General features: G+C 77.0%; 4 protein-coding genes. All 4 read left to right on the forward strand.

All coding sequences use genetic code 11. From position 1 onward, the window contains the following. Positions 1-3: 3 nt before the first annotated feature. From ACQPZO_RS12795 to ACQPZO_RS12810, 4 genes are read left to right on the forward strand one after another with little or no spacing between them, the layout of a single operon-like run. Positions 4-3,693 carry a DUF6603 domain-containing protein gene (locus ACQPZO_RS12795; RefSeq protein ID WP_433349998.1) on the forward strand — a complete coding sequence of 1,230 codons (3,690 nt, stop codon included), beginning with the start codon at positions 4-6 and terminating at the stop codon, positions 3,691-3,693. 1 nt (position 3,694) lies between these two features. Then, a complete protein-coding gene (locus ACQPZO_RS12800) occupies positions 3,695-8,656 on the forward strand; it encodes a hypothetical protein (RefSeq protein WP_433350000.1) in 4,962 nt (1,653 codons plus the stop codon). Beyond that, positions 8,653-13,407 (forward strand): hypothetical protein, encoded by a 4,755-nt coding sequence (locus tag ACQPZO_RS12805; protein ID WP_433350002.1) that lies wholly within the window; start codon positions 8,653-8,655, stop codon positions 13,405-13,407. Before ACQPZO_RS12800 ends, ACQPZO_RS12805 begins: the two co-directional genes overlap by 4 nt. Continuing rightward, on the forward strand, positions 13,404-15,326 hold the full coding sequence (locus ACQPZO_RS12810; RefSeq protein WP_433350004.1) for a hypothetical protein: 1,923 nt from the start codon (positions 13,404-13,406) through the stop codon (positions 15,324-15,326). Before ACQPZO_RS12805 ends, ACQPZO_RS12810 begins: the two co-directional genes overlap by 4 nt. Positions 15,327-15,337: the final 11 nt, after the last annotated feature.

Genomic DNA, 15,337 nt, shown 5'->3' on the forward strand with positions numbered 1-15,337 from the left:
CGCATGAGCGACGACGTCGAGCGGAACCGTAACGTCCTCGCCCTGCTCTGGGGCGAACTCCGCACCCTGGCCGAGCCGGTGCTCGGCTCGTACGACCCGTGGCGGCGGGCCCGGCTGATGCGGGCGCTGGGCTGGGACCTGGAGGCGATCAGCGGGGTCGACGCGCACACGTTCGAGACGTGGGTCGGCACCGTCGGGACGGCCGTCGACACGCTGGACGCGGCGATCGCCGACGGCCTGCCCGACTCGCTGGCCGAACTCAAGAAGATCGCCACCGCGGCCGGCACCGCGTTCGGGCAGGTCGGCACGCTGCCCCCGACGCTGCGCGGGAAGCTGCCCCCGGTGGACGGCCTGCCCGAGGCGCTGGCCGACGACCTGGTCGACCACCTGATCCTGACCTACCTGCTGCGCCGGGCGCCCTGGACGGTGCCGCTGCTGACCCTGCTCGGCCTGGTCACCCCCGGCGTCGAGCTGCCAGCGAGCCCGCCGATGCCGGCCGGTGACGCGCCGATCCGGCTGCCCCGGCACCGCGACGAGCTACACCTGGAGCGGCTCGTCGAGCTGGTCTCCGACCCCGGCGGGTACCTCAAGGACCTGTACGCGCCCGCCGGCTGGGGCACCCCGGAGGCCGTCGAGGCGCTGGCCGCGCGGCTGCTGCCCCGGCTGGCCGCGACGCTGCGCGCGTTCGGGGTGGACGCCGCGCACGGGGTGCGGCCGGGCATCGGCCCCGACCAGGGCGAGGCCGGGCTTCGGCTGGCCGACGGGCTGCTCCGGGTCCGGTTCGCCGTCGCGGGACCGCCCGGTGGCGGGGAGCCGGTCGCGCTCGCCGGCCAGCCGGGACCGCGCCCCCTGGCCGGCCCGGCCGACGCCGACGCCCAGCTCCGCCTCGGCGTCACCCTCGCCCTGGCCTGCTGGGACGGCCTGCTCACCGGGATCGTCGCCCCCACCGGGGAGACGCACCTCGAAGGCGCATTCGGTCGCTGGAACGTCGCCGCCGACCTGGCCGGGGCCGGCCCGGCCATCGCGATCAACTCGGCCGGCGTGACGGTCGCCGGCGGCGGCCCGGCGGTGAAGTTCTCCGCCGAGGTCGCCCGGATCGCGCCGAAGGACGAACCCGGCTGGGTCATCGGCGCGCCCGACGGCACCCACCTGGCCATCGGGCAGCTCGTGCTGCGCGGCCGGGCGGCGCTCGGCACCGGCCGCGACGACATCGAGCTGATGCTCACCGCCGGCCGCGCCGAACTGGTGGTGAAGGCCGGCGACGGCGACGGACTGCTGGCCCGGCTCCTACCGGCCGACGGTTTGCGGTTCGGCTTCGACCTCGGCCTCGGCTGGTCGCTGCGGACCGGCCTGCACCTGTCCGGGGCCGCCGCGCTGACCGCCGAGTACCCGATGCACCTCTCGCTGCACGGCGTACACCTGGAGGGTCTGCGGGTCGCGCTCGCGGCCAGCACGCACACCGCCAGCGTCAGCCTGACCGTCACCACCACGGTCCGGGCCGAGATCGGTCCGCTGCACGCGGTCGTGGAGAACATCGGCATCCGCGCCGACCTGACCTTCCCGCCCGCGTTGCCGGCCGGCACCGGCAACCTCGGCGGCGCCGACCTGGTGCCCCGCTTCAAGGCCCCGGACGGGGTGGGGCTGCGGATCGACAACGGCTTCGTCAACGGCGGCGGCTACCTGTTCATCGACGAGCCGCGCGGCATGTACGCCGGCGCGCTCCAGTTGGGCATCGCCGCCAAGGACGGGCTGTCGCCGATGCGGGGCTTCCTGCTCCAGGCCACCGCGATCCTCAACACCCGCAACCCGGACGGCAGCCGACTGGCCGAGGCCGACGGCGAGCACACCTTCTCGATGCTCGTCGTCGGCACCTTCCAGTGGTACCCGGGTCTGATGCTGTTCTGGGGCATCTCGATCACCGGCCTGGGCCTGGTGGTCGGGCACAACCGGCGCAGCAACCCCGAGGAGGTCCGCAACGCCGCCCGCGCCGGAACCCTGGACTCGCTGCTGTTCCCCGAGGACGCGGTGGGCCGCGCCCCGGCGGTGATCGCCACCCTCAGCCGGATCTTCCCGGTCGACCCCACCGGCACCGTGCTCGGCGCGATGGTCCGGCTGAACTTCCTCTCCGGGCAGATCGTCGCGGACCTGGCCGTGCTGGTCGAGTTCCCCGACCCGGTCCGGGTGCTGCTGCTCGGCAAGCTGGTCATCGACTTCCGGCCGGCCGGTCGGCTCCGGCTGGACTCGGTCGGCATCATCGACGTCGCCAGCAAGGAGATCAGCCTCGACGCGGCCCTGATCGACTCCAACCTGTTCGGCCAGCCGGTCTCCGGCGAGATGGCCCTGCGGGCCCGGTGGGGCGGGGACAAGTCGTTCGCCCTGTCGATCGGCGGGTTCCACCCGAGGTTCTGCCCGCCGGCAGGCTTCCCGGCGCTCAAGCGGTTCGAGATCAAGCTGCTGAAGCTGGGCAAGGGGATCAAGCTCAACGCGTACCTGGCGGTCACCAGCAACACCGCCCAGTTCGGCGCCGAACTGCTGATGCGCTTCGAGGCGGCCGGGTTCGTCCTCGACGGCCGGGCCTGGCTGGACGTGCTGTTCCAGTTCAAGCCGTTCTGGTTCACCGCCGAGATCGGCGCGTACGTCGCCCTGACCTACGACGGCACCGAGTTGCTGGTCATCCGGCTGTTCATCGGGGTGAGCGGCCCCGGCCCCTGGCGGGCCTGGGGCGAGGCGCGCATCAAGTTCCTGTGGTGGGAGGTGTCGGCCAAGCTCGACTGGACCGACGGCAAGAAGACCGACCAGCCCGAGCCCACCTACGTGGAGGCCGCGGACCTGCTCCAGCCGGCCCTGTCCACCCCGGACGCCTGGGAGATCCGGGCCGCCGCCATCGGGGCGGAACCGGTGGCCCTGCGGGCGGTCGAGGACACCGGGGGAGCGCTGCTGCTCTCCCCGGGGGCCACCCTCGGCGTACGCCAGAACGTCCTTCCCCTCGACGTCGAGTTGCAGCGGATCGGCACCTCCCGCCTCCGTGGCCCGAACCGGTTCACCCTCACCGAGGTCAGCGCAGGCACCGGCGACGGCACGGTACGCGGCACCCTCGGCGCGCCGATCCTCGACGACTTCGCCCCCGGCCAGTTCCGTGACCTGACCCCCGAGCAGCGGGTGCTCACCCCCGGCTTCGAGCGGCTGGAGGCCGGCCGGGAGGTGGCCTTGCCGGACGGCACCACCCTGCCGGCGGACGGCAGCACCGTGTTCGCCGGGCTCGACGGCGACGGCGCCTACGACCGGGTGATCATCGACGACCCCGACGACGCCGGCCGGGAGATGCCTGCTGCGGCGCACCCGCTGTCGGCCGCCGACGCCGTACCGGGCGGGTTGCTGGCCCTGTTCGCCGCCACCGGCCCGGCCGCCAACGCCCGCGCCCGCACCAGCGGGGCGGCCCGGTTCACCGGCGCCGGCCTCGGCCTGCGCGACGCCGGGCCGTCCTGGCTGGCCGGCCGGGGCGTTCCGCACCCCGCCGGCCGGCGGGCCCGGCAGGCCACCGCCCGGGTACGCCCACCGGTGACCGCCCTGCCCACCGCGACCCAGGCCGCCGAGGTCGCCCCCGGGGGCGACCGCGGCCGGCTGATCCGCCGGGCCGGTGTCCACGTGCCCGAACCGACCATTGCCCTGCCCGAACCCGAGAAGGTGTCCTGACATGGGTGGCCTCCGCTTCCTGCCCTGGGTACGCGACGGCGTCGCCCGGCTCGTCTCCGAACCCGACCCGCTCACCGGGCCGCTGCCGGCCGCCCGGTCCGAGGTGACGCTCTCGGTGACCGCGCGCGGCACCGGCCCCGCCGGGGTCGACCCGGTGGACGTCGTCGGCACCACCACCGCGCTGCTGCACGGACCTGGCGACGTGACCGGCCTCGACGGCCAGCAGATCATCCGCAGCCACCCGGCGGCGGGCGCGGACAACGTCGACGGGACGCTGTTCGCGGCGGTCGAGTTCGACCGGCCCGACCTGCCCTGGCTGTACACCCCGGCGAAGCCCGACCCGCAGGGCCGGCTGCGGCCCTGGCTGGTGCTCGTCGTCGTCCCGGTGGGCCCGCAGGGCCGGCTGGAGACGTCGGCGGGGCAACCGCTGGCCCGGCTGGGCACCACCGTCGGGCAGCTGCCCGACCTCGTCGAGTCCTGGGCCTGGGCGCACGCCCAGATACTGGTCGTCACGGAGAACGAGGACGTCGCCGACGTCATCGCCGACGCACCGGAACGCACCCTGTCCCGGCTGGTCTGCCCCCGGCGGCTGGACCCGGACACCGACTACCTGGCCGCCGTCGTACCGGCCTTCGACGCCGGCGTGCGCGCCGGACTGGGCCTGCCGATCGACGACGGCCCGCTGGTGCCGGCCTGGGGCCCCGGCTCCCCGGCGGCCGATCCGCAGGCCCCGATCATCCTGCCGGTCTACCACCACTGGACCTTCCGCACCGGCCCGGACGGCGACTTCGAGTCGCTGGCCCGGCGGCTGCGCGGCCGGGCCCTGCCGGCGGACGTCGGCCGGCAGCCGGTGGACGTCGGCGCCGCCGGCGGCGGGCTGCCCGACCTTGAGCCCGCCGGCGTGGAGGGCCGCTCCGTGCTGGCCTTCGAGGGCGCGCTCGCCTCGCCCGCGATGACCCCCACCGTCTGGCAGCCGGCCGCCGCCGGGCCCTGGCAGGCCCGGATGACCGAGCTGCTGGCGCACGTCGAGGACTGGCTCACCCCACCGCTGTACGGCGAGATCCACAGCAGGCAGGGGCAGGTGCCACCGCCGGGCAGCGAGCCGAGGTGGCTGGCCGGGCTGAACCTCGACCCGCGCTACCGGGCGGCGGCGGCGCTGGGCACCCGGGTGATCCAGAAACACCAGGAGGACCTGGCCGCCGCCGCCTGGCAGCGGGCCGCCGAGCTGCGCGAGGTCAACGAGCAACTGCTGCGCGGGCAGGCCGCCCGGGACAGCGCCGCCGCCCTGTTCGCCAAGCGGGTGGACCCGGCCGCGCCGGGGAACGCCCTCGGTGACGACCAGCTCGTCGCGCTGGCCCGGCCGGTGCACGACCTGGTCCCGGCCCCGGCCGCGACCGGGCTGACCGGCTCCGGCGTAGCCCCGGTCGAGTCGCTGGACGAGCTGCTCGACGGCAACGCCGGCGCCCGGGCGGCCACCAGCGCGCCGTTCCGCCGGTTGGCCCGCCCGCGCGGCCCGCTGGCCCGCCGGCTGCGCCCCGCCGCGCCGTCGTCGTCGGCGCTGCTGCGGCTGGCCGGCGGGGCGAGCCCGGTGCCGCCGGCCCGGATCCCGGCCGGCGGCGTCGTCTTCGACACCCTGGTCCCACCCGGGCAGGGCATCGCCCGGCTGACCCGGGCCGCCATCGAGGCGGCCGGCCGGAACCCGTGGTGGCACACCGCCGCCACCTGGGCCCCGGCGGCCTGGGCCCCGGCCGCGGCGGACGATCCGGTCACCACGCTGGCCAGCAACGGCGGCGACCTGCTCGGCCCGGACCGGTTCTTCGTCGCTGCCGCCGACGGCCGGTTGTTCGAACGCCGCCGGCTCGACGGCGTCTGGACCTGGCGGGACCACGGCGCCCCGGCCGGCACCCAGGTCGTCACCTCCGGCGCCACCGTGGCCCCCGATCGGGTGTACGTGCGTACCCGCGACAGCCGGCTCTACGAGCGCCGGTACGACGGCGACCGCTGGGTGTGGACGGACTGCGGCAGCCCACCGGGCGGCACGGCGAGCCGGCCCACCGCCCGCGGCACCGACGTCTTCATGCTCGGCCCGAGCGGTGACCTGTACCGCTTCGGCACCGTGGCCCGGACCTGGGCGTCACTGGGCCGCCCACAGCTCGCCACCGGAGAGCGGTTGTGGGGCTCGCCGCGCCCGACCCCGGTCGGCGTGTTCGTGGCCACCACCGCCCAGCGGCTGTTCGTCCACAACGGACAGTGGAGCCTGGTCGCCGACGGCCCCGGCCAACCGCCGCCGATCTGGGGCTCCCCAGCGGCCTACCACACCTTCAGCCATCCCCGGGCCGACGGCTTCGGCTACCTCACCCCGACCGGCGAACTGGTCACCCGGGTGCCCGGCTGGGGCGGGTTCCTCAACCACGGCCGGGTCTCCTTCCGCGCGCCGCTGCCACAGAACCTGCGGATCGTCTCGCTGGGCCAGCAGACCGTGGCCAGCGGCCACGACGAGGAGCCGGAGCTGCTCGTCCTGGCCCACCCCGACGCCGACCCGGCAGACCTGCGGCTGTACGGCCGCTACCAGTGGCGCAACGACGAAACCGGGGTCTACTCCTGGTACTGGGAGGAGATTGGCCGGCCGGCCAACGGGATCGCGGCGCACCGGCCCGGCCCGGTCACCGGCGACGACCGCGACGGGGAGGTCTTCGTCCGGACCGCCGACGGGCGGCTGGCCGCGTACTCCTGGGGCAACCGGGGCGGCGGGTGGGTCGACCACGGCACCCCGGCCGATCCCCGGGGCGCCGGCCCGGACACCGCCCCGGCCCCGGCCCACGTCCGCTTCGCGCCCCGGGTCGGCCTGCTCTCCTCGCTGCTGGTGTCGTACACGGTCGACGAGGGGGCCGGCAGCCGGATCCGCTCGCAGGCCGCCCACCACCTCGGCGAGGACGGCGCGCTGCGGGAGAACACCCTCACCGCGGCGGCGGCCGGACCGTTCACCGGCGTGACCGCGGTGGCCACCGCGGTCACCGCCGCGCCGCTCACCGGCGGCCGGCCGTCACAGCTGTTCGCGGTGGCGGTCCTGGCCGGCAACGTGGCCGGCACCCGGCGACTGGCCTACTGGGTGGGCAGCGGGATCGACGCCAACGGCGCCGCCACCGGCGGCTGGGCCGGCCCGTACGACCTGCCCGACCCGGTCGGCGGGTACGCCGGCGCGCTCGACGTCACCGTCGCCGACCTGGACGGTGACGGGTCACCCGAACTCGTCGTCGGTTACGCCATCGACGGCCCCGACGCCGCCGCGAACCGGGTGTACTACCGGGTCGGCTGGGGACTGGACGCGGCCGGCCGGGTCACCCGGGGCTGGACCGACTCGCTGCCCACCCCGTACACCTTCAAGGCGATCCGCTCGGTCAGCGTCGACGTGGTCGACATGACCGGCGACCAGGTGCCGGACCTGCTGGTCTTCGTGGCCGGCGAGAACACCGCCGGGCAGAAGGTGGCCCGGTACTTCACCGGCCGGGGCGTCAACCGGCGCGGCCGGATCGCCGACGGGTGGACCAGCCCGCTGCCGGTCGGCGGCGAGGCGGAGGTGGCCGCCGGCGTCGCCGCGGGGGTCGCGGTCGTCGACGTCAGCGGCACCCGCCGGCCCGATCTGGTGGTGGCGCACCGCTCCCGGGTCGGTGTGCTCACCACCAGGGTCGGCTTCGACCTGGACCCGGCCGGCGTGCCGGTGATCTGGAGCCCGCCGCAGGACATCCCCGGGGCGGCGGACGCGGCGGCCGGGCGCGGGTGCGGCCTGCTCGTCGCCGACCTGCGCGCCGACCTGGTGGCCGCCCGCGCCACGATGGGCGACCGGTTCATGGCCGCCGCCGCGAACCACCAGGACCGGCTGGCCCCGGCCCAGGCGTTGGCCGTCGACCCGAAGCCGCCGTCGGTGCCGCTCGGCCCGGCAGCCGGCGCGGTGCGTGCCACGCTCCGCCCGGAGACCGCGGTCGCCGGCGAGGTGCTGGCCGGCCTGAGCGTCGGCGGTGAACTCCTGGTCGACGCGCTGCCGGACACCGGGGACCCGCTGCGCCGGCTGCTCGCCGGGATCACCTTCGACGTGCCCAGCTACGAACTGCTGCGCGGGCTGTCCCAGGAGCACGTGGTGCCGAACCTGCCGGCGGTGGCGCCGGAGACGATGACCGCGTTGGCCGCCAATCCCAGGTTCATCGAGGCGTTCCTGGTCGGGCTCAACCACGAGATGAGCCGGGAGATGCTGTGGCGGGGCTTCCCCGCCGACCCCCGGCAGACCTGGTTCCGGCAGTTCTGGGACGTCCGCGGCGCGGTGTCGGCCGGCGCGCCGCTGACCGACATACCGCCGCTGACCGACGCGGCCTGGCTCACCGGCCCGCTCGGCAACCACCTGACCGCGGTCGGCGCCCCCGGCGAGCAGTCGCTGGTCCTGGTCATCCGGGGCGAGGTGCTGCGCCGCTTCCCGTCCACCGTGGTCACCATGCGCCGCGCCCGCTGGACCGGGCCGCAGCGGCGGGAACCGACCGGGGTGGACCTGCCGCCGATCTTCAACGCCTGGCTCTCCCCGGACCTGCTGCTGTTCGGCTTCCCGTACACCGCCGACCAGGCCCGTGGCGCGACCGACCAGGCGCTCGGCGATCCCGGCTACTTCTTCGTCCTGCGGGAGCAGCCCACCGCGCCCCGGTTCGGCCTGGACGCCGAGCCGGACGACTGGCCGGAGTCGGACCCGCCCGGCGCCCCCGCCTGGGCCGGCGAGCACTGGGACGACCTGCACTGGGGCCACCTGCCCGGGGGAGCGCGGTTCCTCTCCCCGTACGCGCCGGGCTTCCCGGGCACGGCGGTGGACGGCGCGGTGTTCGGCCGCAACGCCGCCGACATGGCCCGGGTGGCGCTGCAACGGCCCGTCATGCTCGCCCGCCACGCCAGTGACCTGCTGCTCACGCCGGAGACCCAACCATGACCGTCACCCCCCGCCGCTCAGCCGGCACCACCTCCGCCGCCCCGGCGGCCCCACCGCCGCTGTCCGACGCGCTCACCGGCACCCCGTGGGCCCTGTCCACCGGGTACCCGGTGGCGCTGCTGCCGGTCCGGCTGGAGACCCGGTTCGCCGGTGCCACCCTGCGGATCAGGGTCTACCCCGACCAGATTCACATCGACGGCCACGAGCCCCGGCTGACCGACGACGAGGTGGCGGCCGGCCGGGCGTACTGGCTCGGCTCGACCGCCGCCGGCGACCCGGCGTCGGCCGGCGCCGCCGGCCCGGCCGACGGTCCGCTGCGGGCCCCGCCCGGCGCGGAGGCCTGGACCGAGCTGGTCCGGCGGTTCGGGGCAACCCGGGCCGGTTGGATCGCCCGGGTGATGGAGCCCGACCCGGCGACCGGCGAGTTGCCCGACCCGCTGCGCCGGCCGGCGCCGTGGTGCGAACCGGCCCGGGTCCGGTTGCTGCCGACCCGCTGGTACGCGGTGGGCCGCACGACCGGCAACACGCTGTTCACCGGCGTCTCCGGGCCGGTCACCCGCGACCTGGCCGCCGGGCCGACCCCGGTGCCGCCGGGCGGCCCGGTGACCGGGACCCCGATCGGGGCGGGCGCCGCAGAGTCGCCCCCGGTCGACGAGGGCATGCGCTGGATGGTCGACTACCCGGCCGCGGTGGCCGCCGGAATGGCCTTCGCCGTCGACGTGCCCACCGACAGCTCCGGCCGGCCCCAACCGGTGGACCGCCTGCTGGTCTTCGGCGTCGACGCCGACACCGCGCCGGACATCTCCGCGGCGCGGCTGAACCGGCTGTTGGAGGCCCACGCCGCCACCGACGGGCTGGCCTTCCTGCCGCCGGGCACCCCGACCAACAACACCGAGACGGTCACCGTGGCCGAACGCCCCCCGGTCGCCCCGGTCACCGGCACGGACGCGGTACCCGGCGGCACCGGGCCGCAGGTCGAGAACGCCGCCGCCCTGGCCGGCCGGGCCCTGGCCGTGCCGCTCAGCGCCGTACCGGCCAGCGCCGTGCCGGCCAGCGCCGTGCCGGCCAGCGCCGTGCCGGCCAGCGCCGTGCCGGCCGGGTCGACCCCGACCGTGGGCGCACCGCCCCAGCCGGCCGTCGAGGACCTGGCGACCGTCCGCCGCCGGGCGGTACGCCCCGACGCGCCGACCGCGCTGGCCCGCGCCGCCGCGGCCGACCGGGACGAACGCCGGCTGGCCCGACTGGTTCGCCGGGCCCTCTGGCCGGCCGGACCGGGCAGCATGCTGCGGCACCTGCTGCCGGTGGCCACCCCGGCCGAGCAGCGCAAGCTGCGCGCCCACTTCGTCGAGCACCTGCACCCGGAGGGGCCGTTGCCCACCCTGCGGGTCGGCGCGCAGCCCTACGGACTGCTGCCGGTGGCGGCGCTGCGCGGCTGGCAGCCGGCCAGCCCCGCCGAGGCCCGCGCGGTCACCGTGCTGCGCAACCTCTGGCAGCAGGTCTGGCTGGCCACCCCGGCGCCCCGGATCCGGCCCGGGCTGGCCGACCCCGAGCAGACCATGGTGGAGATCCTGGCCACCGACGCCCGGGTGCTGGAGGTCCGGGCCCGCAGCATGCTCGGCAACGAGTACGTGAGCTGGCTGTGGCGCTTCGCCCGGCTCGACCTCGGCCCGGGCTGGCGGCAGCAGGTCGTCGAACCCGGCCGGGCGCTGCTGGCCGCGCTCGGCCTGGGCGGGCCGGTCGACCCCCGGTTGTCCCTGGCGGTCTTCGCCAAGGACGCCTTCGCGCTGGGCACCCCGCTGGTGGCCGCACCCGGTCAGGACCGCGCCGACCGGATCCGTGCCTACCTCGACGCGCTCGCCGCCGTGGGCCTGCGCGGCGACCAGATCCCGGCGGCAACCGCCTCGGCGGGGCCGGTGCCGCTGTTCCACCGGCTGCTGCGGGCGGCGCTGATCGCCGAGCACTCGGCCGCCGCGGACCTGCTCGCCGAGGCTGCCGGGCTGCCGGCCGCCGCCGAGATCCCCGAGCCGGAACTGGTCGACATCCGGCCGGGTGAGGTCACCCCGACGCTGCGCCGACGGCTGGCGGTCACCGTGCCCGGCACCGGCGGCAAAAGTGTGGGTGAGTACCTCGCCGCCGCAGCCGGGGACGACGACACCCGGCACCGGCTGGCAACCGCCGACCTGCGCGAACTACGCGACGCGCTGGCCGACCTGGCGACCGGGCTGGCCCCCACCGGGGGAGACCCGGCCGCCCTGGACCCGGACGACCTGGACCGGTACGTCGCCGGGACGCTCGGGCTCACCGCACACCGACTGGACGCCTGGGTCACCTCGCTGGCCAGCACCCGGCTGGACCGGCTGGCCGCCACCCGGCCGGCCGGGACGCCCGACGGGGTGCACGTCGGCGCGTACGGCTGGCTCACCGACCTGCACCCGGCGCCGCCGCCCACGCTGGTCGACCGGCCCGCACACGTACCGGACACCGCCGCGCCGCCGAAGCTTGTGGCGGCCCCGGCCGGCGCCGGCCACGTACACGCCCCGTCGCCGGCGCAGGCGGTCACCGCCGCCGTGCTGCGCAGCGCGTGGCGCTCACACGGCGGCGGCGACGACAACCCCGTCGCCGTCGACCTCTCCTCGCGCCGGGTCCGGCTGGCCGGGCAGCTCCTCGCCGGCATGCGCGACGGGCAGGCGCTGGGCGAACTGCTCGGCTACCGCTTCGAGCGCGGCCTGCACGATCACCCGGGCGGCCCGCTCGACCAGTACATCCCGCTGTTCCGCCGGCTGGCCCCGGTCCGGGCGCACCGGGTCGACCCGAAGGGGGACGGCCCGCCGGACATCGTCGGCACCGTCGCGTCCACCGCCGTCGCCGACGGGTTGGAGCTGCACCGGCTGCACCGGGCCGGCGCGCTCGCCACCGAGCTGGCGAAGCTGCCCGGCGGCGCCCGGATCGCCGTCCGTGAGGTGCTCACCGAGTTGGCCGACAACGCCGACGCGGTGGCCGACACCCTGCTCGCCGAGGGCGTGCACCAGCTCGCGGTGGGCGACATGGACCGCGCCGCCGCGGCGGTGGACGTCGCCTCCGGCGCGGCCACCACCCCGCCCGAGCTGCACTTCACCCGCACCCCGGCCAGCGGGGTGAGCGTCACCCACCGGGTCGCCGTGCTGTTCAACTTCGACGGCCGGTTCGCCGGCCGGCGCTCGGACTGGCCGGCCGGCCAGTCCACGCAGCCCCGGATCATCGGCTCCGCGGTCGACGCGCTGACCGCCGCGCTGCTGCCCCCCGCCAACCGGGTGTGCTGGCGGGTGCGCTGGCACGCGCCGGACGGAGTCGTCGTCACCGACCACGTCGAGGGCAGCCTCGACCGGCTCCAGGCGGCGGCGGTGGACCACCTCGCCGCGCCGCCGCACCCGGGGACCCCGGCCGGCACCGACCTGGACCGACGGATCGAACTGGTCGCCTGGAGCCGCCTCGCGCCGCCCCAGGTGACCCCCGAATGGCGGCTGGAGCTCGACTACGACCGGGCCCCCGGCTGGCCGGCCTCCCGGGTCAGCCTGGCCGAGTTCCTCGCCGCGGTCGCGGCGCTGCGCGACCTGTTCGGCCGGGGCCGGCAACTGCTCGCCGCCGACCTGGGCACCGACTCCGACGCGCCGGCGCAGGTCGACGACGTCACCCGGCACCAGGCCACCGAGCTGTGGCAGCTCGCCCTCGGCACCGCCACCGGGCTGCGCGCCGCCGGCAGCCCGGGCGACCCGGGCTGGAACGAGACCACCGTGCACACCCTGCTGCGCACGGCCGCCGGCTTTGGGATCGTCGGGGTGCTCCCGCCGCTGCCGGGGCCCGGCGCCGCGGCCACCGCGGCGGAGGCCGCCCGGTCCGCCGGGGACGAGCTGGCCCGCCGGGTCGCCGCGCACTGCCGGCTGGTGGCCGAGGCGCGCGGGCGCACCCCGTGCCCGGTGGGCGGCTGTGTCTGCGACCCGGAGACCGACTTCGACGACCCGACCGCGCCGCCGGCGGACCGGCGCGAGCTGCACGTCGCCCGGATCCGGGCGCTGCTCGGCGCCGACATGCCGGTGCTGTCGGCCAGCCGGGCCCCCGACCCGGTCGCGCTGACCACCGCGCTCGCCGCCAGCGACGCCCTGCAGGGCGGCTCGCCCCACCCGGTACGGCGCTGGCTGGCCCGCTACGGCCGGGTCCGCCCGGCGGTGGGCCGGTTGCAGGAGGTGCTGACGTACGCCGACGCGCTCGGCGCGGGCGGGGTGGTGCGGGTGCCGGCGCGGGTCCGCGTCGCCCAGCTGCCCTACCAGGCCGGCGACCGGTGGGCCGGTGAGGTTGCGCCGCCGCCGGACAGCCAGCCGACCTCGCTGGTCCTGGTCAGCCTCGGCGACCTCGACCTCACCCAGCCGGTGCACGGCCTGCTCGTCGACGAGTGGACCGAGGTGGTGCCGGCGGCCACGACGCGGACCGGGCTGACCTTCGAGTACGACGCGCCGGCCGCCGCCGCCGGCCAGGCGGTGCTGCTGGCGGTCAGCGCCGACGGCGCCGCGACCTGGCAGCCGGCGGGGCTCGCCCAGGCCGTCGAGGAGACCCTCGACCTGGCCGTCGCCCGGGTCACCGACCTCGACTCGCTCGGTGCCGGCGGGCAGTACCTGCCCGCGTTCTACCTGCCGACCAACGTCGCCGAGGCGGCGACCACCACCGACTTCGTACCGGACGCGGCACCCGTCGCACCGGGTGAGCAGGAGGGCCGATGAGCCACCTCGTGCACGACAACCAGGTGGCGCCGGACGCCGGGCCACCGGCCGCCGGCCCGGACGCGCCGGGGTCGGTGACCACCTGGACCCGGCTGGAGCCGCGTACCCGGCGCGGCGACCTGAGCCCGGCGCTGGAGGCGCGCATCGCCGACCCGCTGTGGCTGCTCGCCCGGCAGTGGCAGCTCGGCGAGTTCACCGGCGAGGACGCCGGCTCGCCGGTGGTCGCCCGGGTGCACGCCGAGGTGAACCCGTTCACCCGGTACCGCCCGGGAGCCGCCTCGGGCAGCACCATCGGGCTGCCGTCCGGCATCCCGCTGGAGGCGCTCGTCGAGCGGGAGGGCGCGGCCACCGCCGACGACCTGCGCCTCTCGGCGGAGACCGGCCAGCAGTTCCTGCGGCTGCTGGCCGAGGCCGGTGCCGGTGAGCTGGGCCCGGCGATCGCCGGCCGCTACCGGATCCCCGCAGTGCCCCCGGACGCCCCGTCGGCTGCCGACGCGGGCACGGTCGGCTACCTGCGGGTGGTCGCCGGCCGGGTGCCGCACGGCGACCTGCTGCTGCGCGCCTGCGCGGCCGGGACGGTCGAGGACGACCTGCCGGTGCCGCCGGCGCTGGCCGGCGCGCTGCGTACCGCGATCACCGGCTGGCTGGCCTGGCTCGGGGTGCCGCCCCGCCCGCCCGGCCCGCCCGGGGGGTACCTGTTGCAGCTACCGGCGGTCATCGCGCCGGGGGTCGACCCCCGGCCGGACACGCCACCGTGGCCACCGGCCGACTTCCACCCGCTGATCAGCGCGGCCGGGCTGGAGGGCACCGCCTGGCAGCGGGAGCGGATGGAGTACGAGTTCGCCGTGGGCGCCGCCGGATCGGCCGGTGAGCTGGTGCTCACCGCCCGGGAGTACGACGGTGACCGGCTGGACTGGTACCACTTCGACCACGCGCCGGTCGACACCCTGCAGGCGCAACCGGCCAGCCAGCAACTGGTCCGGATCACCCTGCCCACCCCGGTCGGCTACGCCGGGATGCCGGCCACCCGGTTCTGGGAGATGGAGGACTCCCGGATCAACCTGGGCCAGGTCGGGGCGGGCGCCGGGGACCTGGCCCGGATGCTCCTGCTCGAGTACGGCCTGGCCTACGCCAACGACCACTTCATCGTCCCGCTGGAGCTGCCGGTCGGCTCGGCCACCCGGATCCGGTCGCTGATCGTCACGGACACGTTCGGCACCCGGACCCTGGTGCCGGCCGCCCCCGGCGGCCGGGGCTGGGCGTTGTTCCGGCCGTCCGGCGCCGTCACCGACGGGCCCGCCGACGTGCTCGTCCTGCCCGCGACGGCGGCCGCCACCCTGGACTCCGAGCCGGTCGAGGAGGTCCGGTTCGGCCGGGACGAGATGGCGAACCTGGTCTGGGCGATCGAGCGTACGGTGACCGGCGCGACCGGCCGGGCGATCGACCGGAGCGCGCAGGTCGCCCGGCCCGCCGTACCGGCCCGCCCGCCGGTGCCCGACCCGCCGCCGGTCGACCCGGCGACCGGCCGCCCGGTGGTCGTACCCGAGCTGTCCTACGCCTTCGCCACCACCGTGCCGGAGAACTGGGTGCCGCTCGTGCCCACCCCACTGGCCGGCGACCCGACCGCGGTGCGGCTGCGGCGGGTGCCGATCCAGCAGCCGACCCGCGACGGGCCACCGGTCCCGGTGCTCGGGCACAGCCGGGTGCTCGACTGGCGGCCCGGCCCCGGCGGTGCCGGGGTGGTCGAACTGGCCGTCCCCGAGGAGGAGATCGGCCGCGCCGGGACCCGGGTGCTGCGCCGGTGGCAGTTGGCCCGTGGCGTGGACGGCTCGGTGCACCTGTGGCTCGGCCGCTCCCGGCACGCCACCGGCGGCGACGTCTCCAGCGGCCTGCGCTACGACGCCGTGGAGCCCCGATGAGCCCTGCCGCC

Origin of the sequence: Micromonospora sp. CA-111912 (assembly GCF_050948415.1) — a bacterium.
GTDB lineage: Bacteria > Actinomycetota > Actinomycetes > Mycobacteriales > Micromonosporaceae > Micromonospora.